Annotated in this window: 24 protein-coding genes and 2 tRNA genes; 13 read left to right on the forward strand and 13 right to left on the reverse strand. The window is 32.7% G+C overall.

Annotation, left to right across the window (positions count from 1 at the left end; all coding sequences use genetic code 11):
- Positions 1–6: 6 nt before the first annotated feature.
- Positions 7–80 (reverse strand) — tRNA-Arg (locus tag AC15TD_RS03190).
- A gap of 84 nt (positions 81–164) precedes the next feature.
- On the opposite strand from AC15TD_RS03190, the gene AC15TD_RS03195 reads away from it, so the two are divergent.
- The 6 genes from AC15TD_RS03195 (at position 165) to AC15TD_RS03220 (ending at position 4,303) form a co-directional block, all read left to right on the forward strand.
- Positions 165–800 (forward strand): Crp/Fnr family transcriptional regulator, encoded by a 636-nt coding sequence (locus AC15TD_RS03195; protein ID WP_484450694.1) that lies wholly within the window; start codon positions 165–167, stop codon positions 798–800.
- Positions 801–832: 32 nt separating this feature from the next.
- Positions 833–1,390, forward strand: a complete 558-nt coding sequence (locus AC15TD_RS03200; protein WP_484450695.1) for a YeeE/YedE family protein — start codon at positions 833–835, stop codon at positions 1,388–1,390.
- A gap of 3 nt (positions 1,391–1,393) precedes the next feature.
- Positions 1,394–1,807 (forward strand): DUF6691 family protein, encoded by a 414-nt coding sequence (locus AC15TD_RS03205; protein ID WP_484450696.1) that lies wholly within the window; start codon positions 1,394–1,396, stop codon positions 1,805–1,807.
- A 1-nt stretch (position 1,808) separates the two neighbouring features.
- Positions 1,809–2,603 carry a sulfite exporter TauE/SafE family protein gene (locus AC15TD_RS03210; protein ID WP_484450697.1) on the forward strand — a complete coding sequence of 265 codons (795 nt, stop codon included), beginning with the start codon at positions 1,809–1,811 and terminating at the stop codon, positions 2,601–2,603.
- Positions 2,604–2,668: 65 nt separating this feature from the next.
- Positions 2,669–4,084 carry an MBL fold metallo-hydrolase gene (locus AC15TD_RS03215; RefSeq protein ID WP_484450698.1) on the forward strand — a complete coding sequence of 472 codons (1,416 nt, stop codon included), beginning with the start codon at positions 2,669–2,671 and terminating at the stop codon, positions 4,082–4,084.
- 15 nt (positions 4,085–4,099) lie between these two features.
- Positions 4,100–4,303 carry a YgaP family membrane protein gene (locus tag AC15TD_RS03220; protein WP_484450699.1) on the forward strand — a complete coding sequence of 68 codons (204 nt, stop codon included), beginning with the start codon at positions 4,100–4,102 and terminating at the stop codon, positions 4,301–4,303.
- Positions 4,304–4,322: 19 nt separating this feature from the next.
- Here the strand turns inward: AC15TD_RS03220 and AC15TD_RS03225 are convergent, their stop codons facing one another.
- The 6 genes from AC15TD_RS03225 to AC15TD_RS03250 form a co-directional block, all read right to left on the reverse strand.
- On the reverse strand, positions 4,323–4,598 hold the full coding sequence (locus tag AC15TD_RS03225) for an ATP-dependent Clp protease adaptor ClpS (protein WP_484450700.1): 276 nt from the start codon (positions 4,596–4,598) through the stop codon (positions 4,323–4,325).
- A gap of 16 nt (positions 4,599–4,614) precedes the next feature.
- Positions 4,615–5,451 (reverse strand): 50S ribosomal protein L11 methyltransferase, encoded by an 837-nt coding sequence (gene prmA / locus AC15TD_RS03230; RefSeq protein ID WP_484450701.1) that lies wholly within the window; start codon positions 5,449–5,451, stop codon positions 4,615–4,617.
- Positions 5,452–5,601: 150 nt separating this feature from the next.
- Positions 5,602–6,351: a triose-phosphate isomerase gene (tpiA, locus tag AC15TD_RS03235; RefSeq protein ID WP_484450702.1), complete on the reverse strand. Its 750-nt coding sequence runs from the start codon at positions 6,349–6,351 to the stop codon at positions 5,602–5,604.
- Entirely contained in the window at positions 6,351–6,836 is a 486-nt protein-coding gene (locus AC15TD_RS03240) for a TlpA family protein disulfide reductase (protein ID WP_484450703.1), read from the reverse strand. The genes tpiA and AC15TD_RS03240 overlap by 1 nt, the downstream gene beginning before the upstream one ends.
- 164 nt (positions 6,837–7,000) lie before the next feature.
- A complete protein-coding gene (locus AC15TD_RS03245) occupies positions 7,001–8,095 on the reverse strand; it encodes a BT_3928 family protein (RefSeq protein WP_484450704.1) in 1,095 nt (364 codons plus the stop codon).
- Between the two features lie 31 nt (positions 8,096–8,126).
- A complete protein-coding gene (locus AC15TD_RS03250; protein WP_484450705.1) occupies positions 8,127–8,666 on the reverse strand; it encodes a DUF1599 domain-containing protein in 540 nt (179 codons plus the stop codon).
- Positions 8,667–8,829: 163 nt separating this feature from the next.
- Between AC15TD_RS03250 and folP the strand changes: the two genes are divergently transcribed.
- Genes folP through cdaA form a run of 3 tightly spaced genes read left to right on the forward strand, consistent with a single transcriptional unit; the run spans position 8,830 to position 11,172 of the window.
- Positions 8,830–9,657 carry a dihydropteroate synthase gene (gene folP / locus AC15TD_RS03255; protein WP_484450706.1) on the forward strand — a complete coding sequence of 276 codons (828 nt, stop codon included), beginning with the start codon at positions 8,830–8,832 and terminating at the stop codon, positions 9,655–9,657.
- A 4-nt stretch (positions 9,658–9,661) separates the two neighbouring features.
- Entirely contained in the window at positions 9,662–10,351 is a 690-nt protein-coding gene (locus tag AC15TD_RS03260) for a hypothetical protein (RefSeq protein ID WP_484450707.1), read from the forward strand.
- Positions 10,352–10,386: 35 nt separating this feature from the next.
- Complete coding sequence (gene cdaA, locus AC15TD_RS03265; protein WP_484450708.1) at positions 10,387–11,172, forward strand: diadenylate cyclase CdaA; 786 nt, start codon at positions 10,387–10,389, stop codon at positions 11,170–11,172.
- A 19-nt stretch (positions 11,173–11,191) separates the two neighbouring features.
- Here cdaA and AC15TD_RS03270 read toward each other — a convergent pair whose 3' ends face one another.
- A complete protein-coding gene (locus tag AC15TD_RS03270) occupies positions 11,192–12,961 on the reverse strand; it encodes an ABC transporter ATP-binding protein (protein ID WP_484450709.1) in 1,770 nt (589 codons plus the stop codon).
- A complete protein-coding gene (gene truA, locus AC15TD_RS03275; RefSeq protein WP_484450710.1) occupies positions 12,962–13,705 on the reverse strand; it encodes a tRNA pseudouridine(38-40) synthase TruA in 744 nt (247 codons plus the stop codon).
- Between the two features lie 75 nt (positions 13,706–13,780).
- Here truA and AC15TD_RS03280 point away from each other — a divergent pair, with 75 nt between their 5' ends.
- Positions 13,781–14,278 carry a metallophosphoesterase family protein gene (locus AC15TD_RS03280; RefSeq protein WP_484450711.1) on the forward strand — a complete coding sequence of 166 codons (498 nt, stop codon included), beginning with the start codon at positions 13,781–13,783 and terminating at the stop codon, positions 14,276–14,278.
- Between the two features lie 201 nt (positions 14,279–14,479).
- Here AC15TD_RS03280 and AC15TD_RS03285 read toward each other — a convergent pair whose 3' ends face one another.
- Complete coding sequence (locus AC15TD_RS03285; protein WP_484450712.1) at positions 14,480–14,890, reverse strand: DUF4293 domain-containing protein; 411 nt, start codon at positions 14,888–14,890, stop codon at positions 14,480–14,482.
- A gap of 200 nt (positions 14,891–15,090) precedes the next feature.
- On the opposite strand from AC15TD_RS03285, the gene rho reads away from it, so the two are divergent.
- Positions 15,091–16,722: a transcription termination factor Rho gene (gene rho, locus AC15TD_RS03290; RefSeq protein ID WP_484450713.1), complete on the forward strand. Its 1,632-nt coding sequence runs from the start codon at positions 15,091–15,093 to the stop codon at positions 16,720–16,722.
- 140 nt (positions 16,723–16,862) lie between these two features.
- Here rho and rpsT read toward each other — a convergent pair whose 3' ends face one another.
- From rpsT to proS, 3 genes are all read right to left on the reverse strand, one after another.
- Positions 16,863–17,114 carry a 30S ribosomal protein S20 gene (gene rpsT / locus AC15TD_RS03295; RefSeq protein WP_484450714.1) on the reverse strand — a complete coding sequence of 84 codons (252 nt, stop codon included), beginning with the start codon at positions 17,112–17,114 and terminating at the stop codon, positions 16,863–16,865.
- 23 nt (positions 17,115–17,137) lie between these two features.
- A tRNA-Glu gene (locus AC15TD_RS03300) sits at positions 17,138–17,209 on the reverse strand.
- A 147-nt stretch (positions 17,210–17,356) separates the two neighbouring features.
- Entirely contained in the window at positions 17,357–18,835 is a 1,479-nt protein-coding gene (gene proS / locus AC15TD_RS03305) for a proline--tRNA ligase (protein ID WP_484450715.1), read from the reverse strand.
- 99 nt (positions 18,836–18,934) lie between these two features.
- Between proS and AC15TD_RS03310 the strand changes: the two genes are divergently transcribed.
- On the forward strand, positions 18,935–20,077 hold the full coding sequence (locus AC15TD_RS03310) for a hypothetical protein (RefSeq protein WP_484450716.1): 1,143 nt from the start codon (positions 18,935–18,937) through the stop codon (positions 20,075–20,077).
- Positions 20,078–20,100: 23 nt separating this feature from the next.
- Complete coding sequence (locus AC15TD_RS03315) at positions 20,101–21,615, forward strand: OmpP1/FadL family transporter (RefSeq protein WP_484450717.1); 1,515 nt, start codon at positions 20,101–20,103, stop codon at positions 21,613–21,615.
- Positions 21,616–21,690 lie beyond the last annotated feature (75 nt).

Genomic DNA, 21,690 nt, shown 5'->3' on the forward strand with positions numbered 1-21,690 from the left:
CATTAGTGACCTCGACTGGATTCAAACCAGTAACCTCTTGAGCCGTAATCAAGTGCGCTATTCAGTTGCGCCACGAGGCCTTTTTTGTGGGTGCAAATATACTATTTTTATTAAATTAGAGCCAAACAATTTATTTCAAATTTATAAAATCATTACTTTTGAATATGACAAATAAATTATTGCAACAAAAATTTAACCAAATCCTAGATGATGATCTCTTAAAAGAAATCTTTGAGTCAGGTATTTATAAGGAATTTAAAAAAGATGATATTATTATAGACATCAACCAACCTTTAAATTATATTCCGCTGTTATTAAGCGGAACCATTAAAATTTTAAGAGAAGATAATCATGGAAATGATTTGTTACTTTATTTTTTAGAAGCCGGAGACACGTGCGCTATGTCCCTAACTTGCTGCCTAAAAACATCAAAAAGTAATATTAGAGCGGTGGCTGAAAGCGATTCAAGCTTAGTCCTGATTCCTGTAAGTAAAATTCATTATTGGTTTCAAAATAATGATAGTTGGAGGAATTTTATTTTAGATGCTTATCAAATACGTTTTAATGAAATGCTTGAAACTATAGATACGTTAGCGTTTATGAAAATGGATCAGCGTGTTTATAAATATTTAATTGATAAAGTAAAACTATCTGCATCTACCAATTTAGATATTAAACATAATGATGTAGCTGAAGATTTAAACACTTCAAGAGTTGTGATTTCTAGAATTTTGAAACAACTTGAGAACGAAAAGAAAATCAAATTAAGCAGAAACAAGATTGAGGTCATAGATTTTTAAACATCACTATTTTCTAAAAACAAATCATTAACATGGAATACATTTTAAATCCTTGGCCATGGTATATCTCAGGCCCTTTAATCACATTAGTGATGGCTTTGTTGCTATATTTTGGAAAAACGTTCGGCATGTCATCAAACCTTCAAACCATGTGTTCTATAGTTGGAGCTGGAAAATTTATTGATTTTTTCAAATTCAACTGGAAAGAAAGTATTTGGAATTTAGTTGTTGTTTTAGGTGCTATTATTGGCGGTTTTATAGCAAAATATGTTCTTTCAAACAATACACCTACAAATCTAAACCCAAAAACTATTAAAGAACTAAACCAATTAGGTTTTAATAACGCTGGAAAAAGTCTTGTACCCAATGAAATTTTTAGTTTTGAAGCGATGACTAGTACTCACGGACTCATTATTTTAATTGTTGGTGGTTTACTTGTAGGATTTGGAACCCGTTATGCTGGCGGTTGCACCTCTGGTCATGCTATTTTAGGTCTTAGTAGTTTACAAAAACCATCACTTATTGCCGTAATTGGTTTCTTTGTTGGAGGATTAATTATGGTTAATCTTATTTTACCTTACATCTTATAGATTATGAAGTTTTTAAAGTTTTTATTGGTTGGTATATTTTTTGGAATTGTACTTGTTAAATCCGAAGCTATCTCTTGGTATCGCATCTACGAAATGTTTCGTTTTCAATCGTTTCACATGTATGGTATTATAGGAACCGCCGTCATATCTGGAATCTTGTTCTTACAAATTTCAAAAAAACGTCATATTAAAAGTGTTTTAGGTTCAGAAATTTTTGTTCCAAAAAAAGAAAATGGATTATTTAGATATATAATAGGTGGTACTGTTTTTGGATTAGGCTGGGGTCTTATTGGTGCTTGCCCAGGCCCTATGTATGTTTTAGTAGGTACCGGTATTTTTAGTATGCTTATCGTCATTGCATCAGCGATGATAGGCACTCTTATTTATGGTGCTATTAAGGATAAACTTCCTAATTAATATGGAATTCACCGAAGTTTTTGGATATATTGGTGCTTTAATTGTCGGTTTAGTTTTAGGACTTCTCGGTGGTGGTGGTTCTATACTAACGGTTCCCTTACTGGTGTACGGTTTAGGTTATAATCCTATTATTGCAACGGCTTATTCCCTATTTGTTGTTGGGTCTTCTTCATTAGTTGGTACTATTCAAAAATATAAAAGTGGGCTCGCCGATATAAAAATTGGATTGTCATTTTCGTTTCCTTCATTTTTAGCTGTTTATCTTTCACGAAGATATTTGGTACCTGGATTACCCGATGTGTTTTTCAATATTGGAAATTACACGTTAACAAAAGATGTCGCTATTATGACATTTTTTGCCATCGTTATGCTATTTGCATCCTTATCGATGATTCAAGATAAAAAAGAAGAACAGTTAGCTTCTATTAAGCAGCCTTATTATAAAACCTTTATACAAGGCTTAGCTATTGGAACTATTACTGGTATTATAGGAGCAGGTGGTGGATTTTTGTACGTGCCTGCTTTAGTCCTCTGGGCTAATTTACCAATGAAAAAGGCAGTAGGAACGTCTTTAATTATTGTAACTTTAAACTCATTGATTGGCTTTACAGGTGATATGCAAACGATAAAAATTGATTGGTTATTTTTGTTATCGTTTTCTTTTTTTACTATTATCGGTATTTTGTTAGGCGTATTCCTTTCAAAATTTATTAGCGGTAAAAAACTTAAAAAAGGGTTTGGATGGGCTACATTACTCATGGCCTTTTACATTATTTATAAAGAATTTAAAAACTAAATGTGATATTTATCACATAGAAATTAAGAAGGTTTAATATTTTTGTATTGATAAAAAATTACTAAATGAAAATAGAACAAATATATACAGGATGTTTAGCTCAAGGAGCTTATTACATTGAATCTGATGGAGAAGTTGCTATCATAGATCCCTTAAGAGAAACACAACAATATGTAGACAAGGCCAACAGTGAAAACTCAAAAATTAAATATATTTTTGAAACTCATTTTCACGCTGATTTTGTTTCTGGGCACGTAGATTTAGCAAAAAAAACAGGTGCTACCATAGTATTTGGCCCAAGTGCTAAAACAAGTTATGATGCCTATATAGCTAAAGATAATGAGATATTTAAACTTGGTAATATTACCATTAAAGTGCTTCATACACCCGGACACACCTTAGAATCTTCTACATTTTTGTTAATTGATGAAAACGGAAAAGACCATGCTATTTTTTCTGGAGACACCTTATTTTTAGGAGACGTAGGAAGACCTGATCTCGCTATAAAATCAGACTTAACAAAGGAAGACCTTGCTGCAATGCTTTATGATTCTTTAAGGAAAAAAATAATGCCTCTAGCAGATAATGTTATAGTATATCCTGCTCATGGTGCAGGATCTGCATGTGGCAAAAACTTAAGTAAAGAAACTGTTGGTGTGCTTGGAGAGCAAAAGAAAACTAATTATGCTCTTAGAAATGATATGACAAAAGAGGAATTTGTTAAGGAAGTTCTTGAAGGTATTCCACCACCACCACAATATTTTGCTAAAAACGCTATGATGAATAAATCTGGTTACGACTCGTTTGAAAATGTATTAAAAAAAGGAAACACTCCTTTAGATGTTGATGAATTTGAGGCCCTTGCTAATCATGAAGGCGCTTTAGTACTTGATGTTAGACATCAAGATGACTTTGTAAAAGAGCATATTCCTAATTCAATTTTTATTGGGATAGAAGGTGCATTTGCACCATGGGTTGGATCGCTAATAACAGATTTAAAACAACCTATTCTTTTAGTAACCCCAAAAGGTAAAGAAAAAGAAACCGTAACACGATTATCTCGAGTAGGATATGATAACACTTTAGGCTATTTAAAAGGAGGTTTTGCTAGTTGGAAGGCTTCTGGTAAAGATATTGATGTTTTAGATTCTGTTTCTGCTGAAAATTTTGTTCACAAAACAAATATGCAAGATTTGAATATTCTAGATGTTAGAAAGTCGGGCGAACATCAATCTATGTATCTGAATCTTAAAGGCGTAGAGAATTTTCCTTTGGATTTTATTAATGAAAATTTACACATTATCGATAAAAATAAAACCTATTTTATTCATTGTGCTGGTGGCTACCGCTCAGTTATTGCTGCATCAATTTTAAAAGCACGCGGATTCTATAATTTAGTAAATATTGAAGGTGGTTTTGATGAGTTAAAAAAGACAGGCGTACAAATGTCTGATTTTGTATGTCCTACAACTATAAAATAAATTAAACTATATATTATGAAAAAAAACATGGGAAGTGCAGACAAAGGTATACGCATTGTTATTGCTCTAGCAATAGCCGCTTTATACTTCTTTAATGTTATTGAAGGAACTTTAGCTTATGTCTTAATGGCCTTAGGACTCGTTTTCCTATTAACAAGTTTAATTAGTTTTTGTCCGCTTTATTCACCTTTTGGAATTAACACTTGTAAAAAGAAATAGTCTTTAAAGCTTTTTAGTTTTAAACAATTTCAGCGCTTAAACCTGCTTCAAGTAGCAAGGTGCAACGAGGTTTCAAATCCTTGTAAGGGCCAGTCTTTACCGTACATTTTCCATTATAGTGTACTATTAAAGAACATTGCTCTGCTTGTTCAGGTGTGTGATCACAGGCAAACATTAGTGTTTCAATAACATGATGGAATGTATTAACATCATCATTATGTAAAACGATTTCTTTTTGAGAAACCAATTTTTCGTCAACAAGACTCTTTTCTGATGTTCTTTCTTTAGGACTCATAACGTAGATTTTTTTACTAATTTAAAAATTTTAACGAAACCCAATTGTTTCTTTCCAATTTTTCTTCAAATTTTAACAAATGTTTTGCACATTCTGTTTGAATCATAGGTATATCCTCTTTGTAAAAACCACTTAAAAACAACATGCCCTTTTTATTTAAGCTCGATGTATAGATTTTTATATCTTGTAATAATATATTGCGATTAATATTTGCAATAATAATATCGTAGGTCTTACCAGCTAAAACACTCGCATCACCTTCTATCACAGTGATTTGTTCACAATTATTACGCACTACGTTTTCTAAACTGTTAAGGTAACACCAATTATCATAATCTACAGCATCAACAGGTTTGGCCCCTTTCATCTCTGCCAGAATTGCCAAAACACCAGTGCCACAACCCATATCTAAAACTGATTTATCAGTGAAATCATTTTTTAAAATATGCTGAATCATCATGTGTGTGGTTTCATGGTGGCCAGTACCAAAGCTCATTTTTGGTTCTATAATAATATCATATTGCGTATCGAACTTTTCGTGAAAAGGCGCACGAACAGCACAAACATCATCAACTACAATAGGATTAAAATTTTTTTCCCATTCTTCATTCCAATTGGTTTGCTCAATGTCTTCAAAGGTATATGTGATTTCAAATTCATGGGATTCTAGAATTTGAATATCGTTTAAAATATCGGTATTCCATTCGTCTTTTTGAATGTATGCTGTAACCCCATCTTCTGTTTCTACGAAACTTTCAAAACCTGCATAACCCAGTTCTGCTATTAAAATTTCTACCCCTGGCTGAAGTGGTATTACTCTAAATTGATAACCTATATAGATTAAATTAGACATGATAATTTATGGTATATAATTATTTTTCACGAAAATACCCCAGCGTTAGCGATTGAAACGGCATCCTTTTTTGAGGTACGAGAAAAAGATATAGGTAAAAGCGCGACCCACACCAAAAAGTGTGGGTAACGCCTAAATTATTATTAAAACTTAAAACGCATTCACTATTGCAAAAAAGTCTGTTGCATTAAGTGCTGCACCTCCTATTAAACCACCATCTACATCTGGTTTTGAGAAAATTTCTTGCGCATTACTTGGTTTACAGCTACCACCGTAAAGGATAGAGACATTGTTAGCAATTTCATAACCATAACGATCAGCGAGTGTTTTTCTGATGAAGGCATGCATGTCTTGAGCTTGCTCTGGACTTGCAGTTTCACCAGTCCCTATTGCCCAAACTGGCTCGTATGCCAACACAATGTTTTTAAAATCCCATGCTTTTAAATGAAATAAAGCATTTTTTATTTGGCTTGCTACCACAGCTTCATGATTTCCTGATTTTCTATCAGCTAATACTTCACCAAAACAGAATATAATGCGCATTTTGTTTGCTAAGGCCGCATCTACTTTTTTAGCAAGACTCTCATCTGTTTCATTAAAATATTCACGACGCTCGCTATGTCCTAAAATAACGGTATTAACACCAACGCTTTTTAACATGCTTGCACTAATTTCACCAGTATAGGCCCCATTCTCAGCAAAATGCATGTTTTGCGCAATTACTTCTATATCCGTTTCTCTTAAGGCTTCATATGCTTTATAAAGATTCGTAAAGGTTGGTGCGATCATCACCTCTGCATTCGATGTTTTTTTTGCTTTCTTTAATTCAGTAATTAATGATTCTGTTTGAGATAAATCATTATTCATTTTCCAGTTTCCTGCTACAATTTGTTTTCTCATTATAATACGTCTTTAATTTTTGTATCGTCTGCTTTCACAGCCTTATATAGTTTAATATTTCCTTCTTTATCTACTACCATATATCTTGGTATCCAATCTAATCTCACAAAATCACCAAAAGGCCCTTTCCATCCCGATTGCATGAAATAGTGCTCACCTACAATATTATATTTTTTAATGCCTTTTTTCCAAGCTTCTTGAGTTTTATCTAAAGATAAAAAAACATACGTAACTTCTTCGTGTTGTTTTTGTAAGACTTTTACTTTTGGCATACCGCCTAAACAATCTTTACACCAAGATGCCCAAATATCAATGACTAAAGTTGAACCTTTATGAGTTTCTAAAATATTTTTAAAGGTGATTTCTTGGCCTTCTAAGGTTATAAACGTATCGTTTAATGCTTCGTCTGAAAATGTAGCTGGCTCTTGTGCATCACAGCTAAAGAATACCAAACAAACTAAAACTAAGTAATTAATTTTATTCATGTTTTTGATTTTAACGTTTTGAAATCGTTTTTTCAAAATGCAAATTTACTCTTATTTTACTTTTAAGGCTAACCATAGAAGAATTATATCGGGAAAACAATTGATATTTATGGAGCATATAATTAATTCTGAAAGAACCTATATTTAATATAAAAATAAGGTCCTTATAATTTCAAATCATCAATATCATTCCAATGCACCTTTTGCATAACGGTCCCCCTGTTTAATTCTAAAATCCCGGGATTTGAGCGCACTACAGTTTTAAGTGCTTTTTCATCACATAAATAAAAATCAAAGTTTAGTTTATAGGTGTCTATAATTTTTTTCTTTGTATCATCTCCAGAAGCGGTCAAGCCAATAACAGTATACCCATTTTCCATAGCTTTGTCGGAAAACGCCTTTAATTTTGCAGCGCCTTCAGTCTCTATGGTTTCTAGGCTGTAAGACACAATCATAATAAGTTTGTCTTCAACTAAAAACTGGTCTGTTAAATCGCCCTCATTGGATTCTATAGAAAAATCAACGACAGGTGGCTGATAACCTTCATCAATCACTTTCGTATCAACAGAAACAAAATCACCTTCTATAGATGGGTAAGCTCCATTATTTGAAATTACTTTTTCTTCTCCATTAACATTAAACTTCCAAAAATATTCAATAACTGGTTTGGGAGCATCCTCTGGTATTTGCATACCTTCCTTAATATTAGCACCAATTTTATATGCTCTAAAATCTTTTACTGGTAAATGCATTAACACATGGTACCCAAGCCAAAAACTTAAAATAAAGCTTAATAAGGCTAAAATAGTCGTAGTTAAATTATTGAAAAGCGGTTTGATATGCTTAACACCAATAAATAAAACAAGTATAAAAACTAAAAGAACTATGTCTTTAGTAAAACTTTGCCATGGGGTTAATTTTAAAGCATCACCAAAACAACCACAGTCTTTAACTTTATCAAAATACGCCGAATAGAAGGTCAAAAATGTAAAGAAAACTATCATTCCTAATAAATTCCATACCGTGAATTTTGGTTTATAACCTATTAATAAGAAAACACCTAAAACCACTTCGTAAACCACTACCAGAACAGAAATCATTAAGGCGTAGGGTTCTAAAAACGTCATATTAAGTACATCTACACTAAAATATTCTTGTAATTTATATGAGAACCCAAGGGGATCATTCAGTTTTATTAATCCAGAAATAATAAATAAAATACCAACAAATAGTCTTGAAATGTGTACTAAAAACTTCATGTTTTATAATTAATTTCCCTTTGGGGAGGTGTTATTTTTCATTTAAATGAATAAGGGCAAAAATGGCATAATTAATCATATCTTGATAATTCGCATCGATGCCTTCGCTAACTAATGTTTTTCCCTGATTATCTTCAATTTGCTTCACTCGTAAAAGCTTTTGAAGAATTAAATCGGTTAACGAACTCACTCTCATATCACGCCATGCCTCGCCATAGTCGTGGTTTTTATCTTCCATAAGCTGTTTTGTAATCGCTACTTTTTCCTCATATAGCTTGGTAGCCTCTGCCGTTGTTAAATCTGGTTGTTCTGCGATACCTTTATCCAATTGAATTAAGGCCATAATACAATAATTAATAATACCTATAAACTCACTTATTTCGCCTTCATCTACTTTCCTAACCTCATTTTGCTGCAAACCTCTTATACGTTGCGCTTTTATAAAAATTTGATCTGTTAGTGATGGTAATCGCAATATTCTCCATGCACTTCCATAGTCTTTCATTTTTTTTATAAATAAGCTTTTACAGGTGTTTACAACAGTATCGTATTGTTTAGAAGTATCTTGCATTGATTACTTGGAATTTTGTGTAAATTTCGCTTAAATAGTTTAAAGTTCAAAGTTAAAGACTCAAAGTTTTAGAGATCAAAATTTCAGATTAAAATTTCAAACAATTTTTATTTAATTAAGTTAACTTTGAGGTTTCATATTTTAAAAAAACGATTGCTTCTAAATGACAATTAATTGCAAAGGAGAACTCATTGATGTGTCATCACCAAAAGTCATGGGAATTTTAAACGTCACCCCAGACTCATTTTTTGATGGTGGTAAATACAACCAAGAAAGAGCCATATTAACGCATATTGAACGCATGTTACTTGACGGAGCTACATTTATTGATGTGGGTGCCTACAGCTCTAAACCCAACGCCGAATTTGTAAGTGAAGGTGAAGAACTAAACCGTATATTACCTATTGTTTCTTCAATTTTAAAAGAGTTTCCGGATGCCGTGTTATCTATTGATACGTTTAGAAGTAATGTGGCGAAGCAATGTATTGAAATTGGTGCTGCTTTAATTAATGATATTTCTGCAGGAAAGTTAGATGACAACATGTTACAAACGGTGTCAGATTTAAATGTTCCTTATATTATGATGCATATGAGAGGAACACCTCAAACCATGCAACAGCAAACCAATTACAACCATCTAACAAAAGATATTTTATTTTATTTTTCTGAACGTATTACAGCCGCAAGACAATTAGGAATCATAGATTTAATTATTGATCCAGGTTTTGGTTTTGCAAAAACGATAGAACAAAATTATGAGTTATTAAACCAATTAGAGCTTTTTAAGATACTGGAATTACCATTACTTGTTGGTGTTTCGAGAAAATCTATGATTTACAAAAGCTTAGAAACTTCAGCCAAAGAAGCGCTCAACGGAACAACGGTTTTAAATACAATAGCTTTACAAAAAGGCACATCAATATTACGTGTTCATGATGTAAAGGAAGCCGTAGAATGTATTAAACTGGTTCAATCTTTAAACCCTAAATAATTTAATGAAACTATTTTTTTATTGCCTTATTATTTGTCTTGTTATTTCTTGTGGAAAAGATAAAATTATTGAGCTACCAGAAATTGAAGATTCAAAAATTTCAGAAATAAATGATGTGTCCGCTGCCTATTTATTCTATGATGAAACTTTTCCTGATGGTATTGAACTTAACAGAAAAAACTTAATAAGCACGACCAATTGGCTGGTAAATGTAGACAAACGTTTAACCTTAGGGCAAGCTATTCCAAAAATTATTTACTTGCAGGGCAAAAAGCGAAATGCAGAAATGCATAAGAATGAGAATGCTAAAAATTTTTATTCTTGTAATAATACGAGCATAAAAAATTTAGGTTTTATAGAATTTACAGATGTTGTTTACCATGAAGATGATTCACAAAGTTATTTAAACAAAAACAATGCAAAAGCCTATCAAATAATAAACATAAAAGTACATTCTCTTGATTCTACATTTGTTTCTTTTATTTCAAATGACACCTCATTTACGCATTCAACAAATCAAAAGGATCTTTTAAAACATTTAGAAACTAATCTTGTTGAGAAAGGACGGACTATCCTAGTTTCTGAACTAGATAAAAGTTTAACCTTTCAAGACTATATTACTTACAAATCCCTTCTATCAAAATTAGATTTAAAGAATGTCACAATAGCCAAGGATGAATTTGTATTTAATTAGCTATATTTTATTAAATTTACCAAAACCCATATACTTTGGATATTTTTAAAGACCTTTTAAAATTTACTGTTGTTGATGTCATAGACGTTATTCTGGTAGCACTTCTACTCTATTATATCTATAAGTTGGTTAAAGGCACTGTTGCTATTAATATTTTTATTGGAATCATTATTATTTATCTGGCTTGGAGATTAACCGATTTCCTAAACATGGAATTGTTAACCGGAATTTTTGGCGGATTTATGAAAGTGGGGATTATTGCTTTAATCGTAGTATTTCAACCAGAAATCAGGAAGTTTTTATTGATGGTTGGTTCGACTAATTTTAGCAGAAGGCGAAATTTTTTAAAGCATATTACCTTTTTAAAGACTGAAACCGGAGACGAAACCAATGTAGATACGATTGTTTCTGCCTGTAATAAATTAGCATCAACAAAAACAGGTGTTTTAATTGTACTTGAACGCAATAACAATTTAGATTTCCTGATGTCTACTGGCGATGAAATGAATATTAAGGTCACACAACCTATTTTAGAAAGTATCTTTTTTAAGAATAGCCCACTTCATGATGGTGCTGTTATCATAAAAAATAATATCGTTAAGGCTACTCGTGTTATTTTACCCGTTAATCATGAAAAAACGATTCCGCAACGCTTTGGTTTAAGACATAGAGCCGCAATGGGTATTACAGAAAAAACAGATGCCTTAGCACTTGTTGTTAGTGAGGAAACTGGACATATTTCCTATTTTGTTGATGGTGAATTTATTGTTTTTAAAGATACTGAAGAACTTAAAGAGCTTATTAAAAAAGATTTGATTTAGTACTAAAACAAAAAGAACGTTAACCAACCTCCTCTTCTTGTAAAAACTGAACCTCGTACAGATTTTTGTAATACCCCTTTTTCTTTTTAAGTAACTCTTGATGAGTTCCTTCTTCAACTATATGACCCGAATCCATCACAATAATTTTATCGGCTTTTTTTACCGTTGCTAAACGGTGTGCTATAATAATAGATGTTCTCCCTGTTGTGATTTTATCAGTTGCTGTTTGGATGAGTTGCTCTGAATACGAATCTACAGAAGATGTTGCTTCATCTAGTACTAATATACTAGGATTGGTGACATAGGCTCTCAAAAACGAAATCAACTGACGCTGACCCGAAGACAACATCACGCCTCGCTCTTTCACATTATAATAATAGCCACCTGGAAGACTCGAAATAAACTCATGAATACCAATATCTTTTGCCGCTTGAATCACTTGGTCTTCTGTAACATCGGGATTATTAAGTGTTATATTACTCATGATAGTATCTGCAAATAAAAATACATCTTGCAAAACCACGGCTATTTGTTTTCTTAATGACGATAATGTTATCTTTTTAATATCGGTGTCGTCTACTTCTATATTACCTTCATTAATTTCGTAAAACCTGTTTAATAAATTAATAATAGTTGATTTGCCTGCTCCTGTTGCTCCTACAATAGCAACTGTTTCGCCAGAATTAACATCAAATGATATACCTTTTAAAACTTCTTCATCTTTTATATAACTAAAATAAACATCTTTAAAACGAATATTTCCCTGAAAAGAAGTGGCTTCAATGGTTCCGTTATCATCTATTTGAGAATTCGTTTCAAGTACTTTAAATACTCTGTTAGCAGCGACCATTCCCATTTGTAACGTATTAAAATTATCTGCAATCTGCCTTAAAGGCCTAAAAAGCATAGGGATAAACATGATAAAAGAAATTAAATCCCCTTCGGACGCGGTATCACTTAAAACCACATTTAAGCCTCCATACCATGCAATTAAACCAATGGTAATAGATGTTGACAGCTCTGCTATTGGAAAAAAAATGGAGTTATACCAAACCGTTTTTAGCCATCCTTTTTTATGACGGTCATTAATGGCTTTAAATTTTTTATATTCTGTATCCTCTCTCGTGAAGAGTTGTAAAATCTTCATCCCAGTGATACGCTCTTGTACAAATGAGTTTAAATTAGAGACTTCTGTACGAACTTCTTCAAAAGCTTTTTTCATATACTTTTGAAAAACTCTGGTAGCAACCAAAACTACTGGAAGCATAATAAATACAATAAGGCTCAACTTCCAATTCATGATTATCATGAATACAGATACCACCACCATTGTCAATAAATCTCTGAATATAGTAAACAATCCTTGTCCAAAAATATCGGCTATACGCTCCATATCTGTTACGGCTCTTGTAATTAGCACCCCAACTGAAGAATTATCATAATACTTCATTTTAAAACGCAGCAAGTGATTAAACAATTTTACTCTAACATCTTTCACTACATTTTGCCCTAACCAGCCTGCATAAAAAATAAAAAGTAATTGAAAAATCACTTCAAGCATTAGCATAACACCCATAATAACCACGTAAGGCAAGAACCCTTCTATCGTTTTAGTAGATATGTTATTATCAATTGCAAGTTGTAATATTTTTGGTCTTAACGCTCCAGAAACAGAAATCAACAAAACAGACATGAGCACCCCAAAAAAGACTAATTTATACGGTTTTATATACGTTAACAAACGTCTAAATAAACTAATATCAAAAACTTGTTCTTTAGTTTTACTCATTTATAAAATTATCTCTTCTGGGTATTCAACGTCTATTAAATATAATGCATGGGCAGGAACAGAGTAACCTGCTTCGCTCCTATCTTTAGATTTTATAATTTGATGCAAATCTGAAATTTCAATCTTTCCTATTCCAATATTAATCATAGTTCCAACAATGGCTCTAACCATATTTCGTAAAAAACGATCGGCTTTCACAACAAAATGAAGCTCATCATTTTCGACGTGCCATTCGGCTTTCATTATCTTACAATGATACGTTTTTACATCTGTATTACTTTTTGAAAAGCATTGAAAATCTTTATACTCAAATAAAATGTTCGCAGCATCATTCATTTTATCAATATCTAATGTCTTTGATAAAATATAAGCGCTTTCAAAATTAAACGCATTCTTTTTTAAAGCAATTCTATATCGATATGTTCTGCTTAAGGCATCGAAACGGGCATGACTTTCGGGTTTTACTTTAAACATATTGTGTATTGCAATATCTTTTGGTAAAAATGAATTAAGCTTAAATACAAGATCCTCTTCCTTAAAACTAACATCGGTATCAAAATGTGCATACATTTGTACTGCGTGGACACCAGTATCTGTTCTTCCCGCACCTACAATGGTAATTTCTTCCTTTAAAATAATTGTTAATGCCTTTTCAATAACTTCTTGCACAGATATTGCATTAGGCTGATTTTGCCATCCATGATAATCTTTACCGTTATAAGAAAGTTGAATAAAATACCTCAATCTATTTTGATACTTTTGTTTAAACAACAAAGATAAATAGATTTACGAGTTTAGATTTACCATTAACATTTTATAATGATAAAAATATTATTACTGTCCGATACTCATAGTTATATAGATGACGATATCTTAAAATATATAAAACAGGCAGATGAAGTATGGCATGCTGGTGATATTGGAGATATAACCGTAAGTGATGCCATTCGAAAAATAAAACCTTTCAAAGCTGTTTATGGTAATATCGATAACTCAACTATTAGATCTGAATTCCCTGAACATAACCGTTTTATGTGTGAAGATGTTGATGTTTGGATAACCCATATTGGGGGATACCCAAAAGCCTATGATATCCGTATAAGAGAAGACATTAGGTTAAATCCACCAAAACTGTTTATTAGTGGACATTCACATATTTTGAAAGTGATGCCAGACAAAAAATTAAATTTGCTTCATATGAATCCCGGAGCAGTTGGTAAACATGGATTTCATAAAGTAAGAACAATGCTTCGCTTTACCATTAATGGTAGTAATATTGAAAATTTAGAAGTGATTGAGTTTGAAAAACGTTATTAAAAGATTCACCCTTTTTGTTCTTTTTTTTAAAATCTGATATTTTAATTGCGTTGGGGATAGCAGTGCAAAGCACACAGTGAGGTACGAGCGAGGACTTGTAACGTATAGCCAGATCCTTGTGGTAACGCCCAAATAAAAAACTAAAAAACCCAAAGCTTTCACCTTGGGTTTTAACGCACTAATACTACTAAGATGTTAGGTTTATCGCAATCTATCTACAGATTTTACAAGATCTTCATCCTTTTTGATGGCCTTATTAGCTAATGCCAACAACACGATAGAAATTATAGGAAGAAGCATCCCAATACCTTTCTCAGAAACCGCCGTTTCTCCAGATATCCTTAGAGATTGATATACAAAAAATCCTAATAAAAAAAAGTTTAATATGATGTTAAGTCGTCCCAAAACAAATTGAAACTTCCTTTTTTTAAACATGAAAATTGAAATTAAAGATAGTAATGCCGAACTAATAAATAAACTCAGAGACAAAACTTCATTAAAAGCATATACATCAACTCCGTCTTTAGTTTCCCAAATAGGAACTATATAAATCAGCCCTGCAGAAACGCCTGCAGATAGTAAAAGGTATATAGTTTGTATACGTTGTAGCATTTTGATTTTAAAAACTAGACGGCAAAAATAATAGTTTCTTTTCTAAAATTCACTTAAAAAATTAAAATAAAGTTGTATTATTGCAGTAACATTATATAACAACCACAGGTGTAGGTTGTTATTTCTTCAGATAAAAAATCATTTTTTTTTCAGAACAACTCAAATTTATATTCATTTTATAATTTTCAAGTAAACATCAAATGTTTGAAATTTCACAATTAAACGAAAAGAAACTCTCTGAATTACAAGAGATTGCAAAAAAATTGAACGTTGCAAAATACCGTTCTTTAAAAAAATCAGATCTAGTTTACCAAATATTAGATCATCAAGCTACTAACCCAAAATCTGTTACTGAAGTCCTAAAACCAGAAGCTGCAACCACTTCTGAAAAACCCAGTGAAACCAGAGAAAAAAAACCTAGAGCTCGTATTCAAAAACCAGCAAAGAATACGCCAAATAAAATGGCTGAGCCTCCTGTTGAAAATGAAGTAGAGGCCAAAAAACCTACTCCAGCCGCTGAAAGTAAGCCAAAACTAAAATCGAGTCCAGATCCACAAAAAAATACGGCTAGCAATGAAACTAAAGCGAAGGAAAGTAGACCTAGAGAGAAACAAAAACCTCATCAAAAAAGAGAACATACGCCTCAACAAAAAAATCAAAATAAAAACAACGGGAACAAGGATAATAGAAATCGCTACAGGGAGCCAGATTACGAATTTGATGCCATTATTGAAAGTGAAGGTGTTTTAGATGTGATGCAAGATGGTTATGGTTTCTTAAGATCTTCAGATTACAATTACCTATCGTCTCCTGATGATATTTATGTGTCTCAATCACAAATTAGATTATTTGGTTTAAAGAAAGGCGATACGGTTCTTGGACACGTAAGACCTCCAAAAGAAGGTGAAAAATATTTTCCTTTAATAAAAGTAATCCAAATTAACGGTCAAAAACCAGAAGTCGTAAGAGATCGTGTTTCTTTTGAACATTTAACACCGTTATTTCCAAAAGAAAAATTCAATCTTGCTGAAAGACAAAGCACTATTTCTACTAGAATAATGGATTTATTCTCACCAATAGGAAAAGGGCAACGTGGCATGATAGTCTCTCAACCTAAGACAGGTAAAACGATGCTTCTAAAAGATGTTGCGAATGCTATTGCAGCCAATCATCCTGAAGTATATTTAATGATTCTATTAATTGACGAACGTCCTGAAGAAGTTACAGATATGCAGCGTAACGTAAGGGGTGAAGTTATTTCTTCAACTTTTGACAAGGAAGCTCATGAACATGTTAAAATAGCAGACATTGTGCTTGAAAAAGCCAAACGTTTAGTAGAATGTGGTCACGATGTGGTGATTCTTTTAGACTCCATTACACGTTTAGCTAGAGCTTATAATACGGTACAACCAGCTTCGGGTAAAATATTAAGTGGTGGTGTAGATGCTAATGCTTTACATAAACCAAAGCGCTTCTTTGGAGCTGCAAGAAATATAGAAAACGGAGGTTCCCTAACAATTATTGCTACGGCTTTAACTGAAACAGGTTCTAAAATGGATGAAGTTATCTTTGAAGAATTTAAAGGAACGGGTAACATGGAATTGCAATTAGATAGAAAAATATCTAACCGTAGAATTTTTCCTGCTATTGACCTTACCTCTTCAAGCACGCGTAGAGATGATCTATTGTTAGATGCGAACACGATTCAAAGAATGTGGGTAATGCGTAAATATTTAGCAGACATGAATCCTGTTGAAGCGATGGAATTTATTAATGATCGCTTTAAACAAACTAGAAATAATGAAGAGTTTTTAGTCTCAATGAATGGCTAATTTGTAAACTTTTTATCATATATTAAAAATGCTTTGAAAATTTTCAAAGCATTTTTTTTTCAAATATGTTTCATATTATAAAACAAAAAAGCCTCTCATCATGAGAGGCTTTAATATTATATAACTAGAATATATTAATACTATAAAGAAGCAACATGCTTCGCTAAACCGGACTTCAGGTTTGCTGCTTTATTAGCATGAATAATATTTTTCTTTGCCAATCTATCTAACATAGAAACAACAGTTGGAAACATGGTTTCAGCTTCTTTTTTATCTGTTAACTCTCGCAATTTTTTAACTGCATTACGAGTAGTTTTATGTTGATATTTGTTTACAACACGTTTAGCTTCGCTACTTCTAATTCTTTTTAACGCTGACTTGTGATTTGCCATTAGTTCTTTTTTTATTAAAATTGTAGCCCGTAGGGGAATCGAACCCCTCTTACCAGGATGAAAACCTGGCGTCCTAGCCGATAGACGAACGGGCCATTTGTTTATTACTAGGTAAATTTATTTTTTTATTTACAAACTTACACCGTTTTCAAATAACTCTCAATGTTTCCATTGCGGATGCAAAAATACAACTATTTTTAAATGTCACAATAGTTGGATAATATTTTTTTTAAAAAAAATAATTAATAGGCTTTTGCAAACAATACTCTACATTTTGAAGGTGCTCCTGAGAATACACAAACCCCTTCTTCTTCCTTGTTAATCAACGGAATACATCTAATAGTAGCTTTAGTAAGGTCTTTTATTTTAGCCTCAGTCTCATTTGTTCCATCCCAATGTGCAGAGATAAATCCGCCTTTAGTTTTTAAAACATCCTTAAATTCTTCAAAAGTTTCGACTTCGGTAATGTGAGAATCTCTATAATTTAGGGCTCTATCGAATAAACTTTCTTGAATATCTTTTAATAATTGCTCTATAACCGATGTTAAATCATTCAAAGGAACAATCTCTTTAGTTAGCGTATCCCGTCTGGCCAGTTCAACAGTTCCGTTTTCTAAATCTTTTGGACCAATAGCTATACGCAATGGAACGCCTTGTAATTCATGTTGAGCAAATTTTGCCCCAGGCCTATAAGTCGTTCTATTATCAAACTTTACAGTAATTCCTTTTGCTTTTAGATCTACTAAAATATCATTTGCTACTTTAGAAATGGCCTCTAACTGTTCTTCACTTTTATATATAGGCACAATCACGACTTGATTTGGCGCTAAATTTGGAGGTAATACCAATCCAAAATCATCGCTATGAGTCATAATTAAAGCACCCATTAGCCTCGTTGAAACGCCCCATGATGTGGCCCAAACATAATCTTGCTTCCCTTCTTTATTGGCGAATTTCACATCAAATGCTTTTGCAAAATTCTGACCAAGAAAATGTGAAGTTCCCGCCTGTAACGCTTTGCCATCTTGCATAAGTGCTTCAATACAAAAAGTCTCTTCTGCTCCAGCAAAACGTTCACTTTCGGACTTAAGGCCCTGAATAACTGGCATAGCCATAAAGTTCTCTGCAAAGGTGGCATACACATTATTCATAAGTTTGGCTTCATCAAGAGCTTCTTTTTTAGTTTCATGCGCTGTATGACCTTCTTGCCATAAAAACTCAGCTGTTCTCAAAAATAAACGTGTCCGCATTTCCCATCTTACAACATTAGCCCACTGATTTATTAAAATAGGCAAATCTCTATAAGATTGAATCCAGTTTCTATAAGTATTCCAAATGATGGCTTCACTGGTTGGCCTAACGATAAGTTCTTCTTCTAATTTAGCTTCAGGATCAACTCTTAATTTACCTGGTTTATCAGGATCGTTCTGAAGTCGGTAATGTGTTACAATAGCACATTCTTTAGCGAAACCTTCAGCATTTTTTTCCTCAGCTTCAAAAAGGCTTTTAGGCACAAACAATGGAAAATAGGCATTTTGATGCCCAGTTTCTTTGAACATCCTATCTAATTCTGCTTGCATTTTTTCCCAAATGGCATAACCATAAGGTTTTATAACCATACAACCTCTCACTGCAGAGTTCTCTGCTAAATCAGCTTTAACAACAAGTTCATTATACCATTTTGAATAATCTTCGGCTCTGGCAGTTAGTTTTTTGCTCATAATTATGTTTTGGCACAAAAGTTGTGACTATGTTAAATAAAAAAATAGTTCAGCAAAACTAACTATTTTTGTTATGTTCAACAATAAAATAACACAGATATGCAATTTAACAACTACTTAAAACGGAAAATACCATTTTTGGCAATTTTAACTTTACTATTTAGTTTAGCATCTTGCAGTTCTTATCAATATGTTGGTGCAGAAGATGACGGTATTTATGGAACAAACCCAAATTCTAGATATCAAGAAACTGTTGTTGAAGTTCAAAATAATTCTAATAGCAATAATTATTATAAAAATTACTTTAGAGAAAAATCTTTAGAGTATGATTATTTGACTAATGGAGAAGTTTTTACCGATATTGATGAATACCAAGGTGCTTATGTTGAAAATGATACAATAGACAATAATTATCAAGGATATTCTGGTTGGGGACAAACCAATAATAGTGTAACCATTAATTTTATCGACAACGGGTTTAACAACTGGGGTTGGAATGCTGGTTTTGGTTTAGGATGGAATAATTGGAGATGGAACAGATGGAATAATTGGGGCTGGAACAACTGGGGTTACAATACTTGGGGCTGGAACAATTGGGGTTGGAACAACTGGGGCTTTTACGATCCTTTTTGGGGTCCTGGATTTTATGGTGGTGGATTTTATGGAGGTTGGGCTTTTAATATTGGTTGGGGCTGGAACAATAGATTTTACGGAAATAATTTTTACGGACGCAGAAATGTATCTTACAGTGCTTCGAGAAGAGGAAGTATTGCTTCTAGCTATAATTCCAATTTAAACACGCGTTCAAGATCAAATAATACAACTTCAAGGTACAACAATACTTCAAGACGAAGTGATTCTAGATATACGAATTCAAACACCACGAGTAGGGTTAATGCTTCAGGACGAAGTGATACCAGATACACGAATTCAAATACCTCTAATAGGGTTAATAGTTCAGGAAATACGTATAATGTTAGAAGAAGATCGTCTGGTGTTTCGACACCAACGGCAAGCTCAACATCGCGTACACGATCGTCTTCAACGTATAGAAGAAGCTCTCAACCTAGTAGCAACTCCAGTTATAATAACTCTTCGAGCAGAAGTTCATCTTCTACACCATCTCGTAGTTATAATTCAGGTAGCAGCAGCAGAAGTTCTGGCAGCACTACAAGATCATCAAGTAGTAGTCGATCTAGTGGAAGCAGAAGCTCAGGGTCGTCAAGCAGAAGACGCGGATAATTTAAAAAATTAAAAAAACTAATATGAAAAAGTTAAGTTTACTATTCATAGGCATACTTTCTATGTCTTTTATGTACGGGCAAAATATCACTGATGCCCTAAGATATTCGCAAGAAGAAATACAAGGAACAGCTCGTTTTAGAGCCTTAAGTGGTGCTTTTGGAGCCCTTGGTGGCGATATGAGTTCAGTTAGTTTAAACCCTGCAGGTTCAGCGGTTTTCACTAGAAGCCATGCCTCCTTTACAGTTTCTAATTTAGACATACAAAACGATACACAATATTTTAATAATTTTAACAATTCTAATGAAACTAAATTTGATGTGAGTCAAGGCGGTGGTGTTTTTGTGTTTTCCAATAGTAACACCAATTCACCATGGCGAAAATTCACATTTAGCATCAACTATGATAAATTAAATAATTTTGATAATAATTGGGTTGCTTCAGGAACAAATACAAATAATAATTCTATTGATTTATACTTCTTAGGATATGCAGATGGCTTAAGACTTGATGAAATTTCAGCTTTGCCAGCTGAATCTTTGACAAATGCGTATGCTGAAATTGGTGAATTATACGGTTTTGGTAATCAGCAAGCGTTTCTCGGCTATGAATCTTTCATTTTAGAACCAGATGCAGATGATGATGCTAATACTACTTATTTTTCAAACCTTGCCGACGGTACTTTTAACCAAAACTACAGCTATTCATCAACCGGTTATAATGGAAAAATAACGTTTAATGCTGCTGTTCAATATGAAGATAATTTATACTTAGGTATTAATTTAAATTCGCATCTCATTAACTATGACCGAAATACATTTCTTTATGAAAATAACTCAAACACTGGTTCCATAATTAATTATATTCAGTTTGAAAATACTTTATCTACAACTGGTACTGGTTTTTCTTTTCAATTAGGAGGTATCTTAAAACTTAGTAATGAGTTTAGAGTAGGATTGACCTATGATTCTCCAACATGGCTCACCATTTCAGAAGAAACAACTCAATATTTATTTACAGATTCCGAGACTGATGGTCCCGCCACGGTGAATCCACAAATTATAAATATATATCCTGACTACAGGCTACAAACACCTGGAAAAATATCAGGAAGTCTTGCTTATGTTTTTGGCGAACAAGGGTTGTTTAGTTTTGATTATTCAAGAAAAGATTACGGATCTATAAAATTCAAACCTACATCTGACCCCTTTTTCTCAAGTCAAAACAATACTATAAGTAATGATTTAAAAGCAGCTTCAACGTATCGATTTGGGGGAGAATACAGACATAAACAATTTAGTTTTAGAGGTGGTTATCGTTTTGAAGAGAGCCCTTACAAAAATGAAACAACCGTTGGTGATTTAACGGGATATTCATTTGGGGTTGGTTTTAATTTTGGAAACACCAAACTAGATATCACTTACGACCAAGCACAAAGAACATCAGAAACTCAATTATATAACGTTGGACTTACTGATGCAGCCGTTATAGATTCTAAAAACTCAAATATTACACTTACACTAGGGTTTAATATTTAAAAATCTTAACACATACCTTTTTTAAAGCTTGAATATAAATTCAAGCTTTTCTTTTTTTATATAATTTACATATCA

The sequence above is a fragment of the Yeosuana sp. genome, assembly GCF_057126245.1.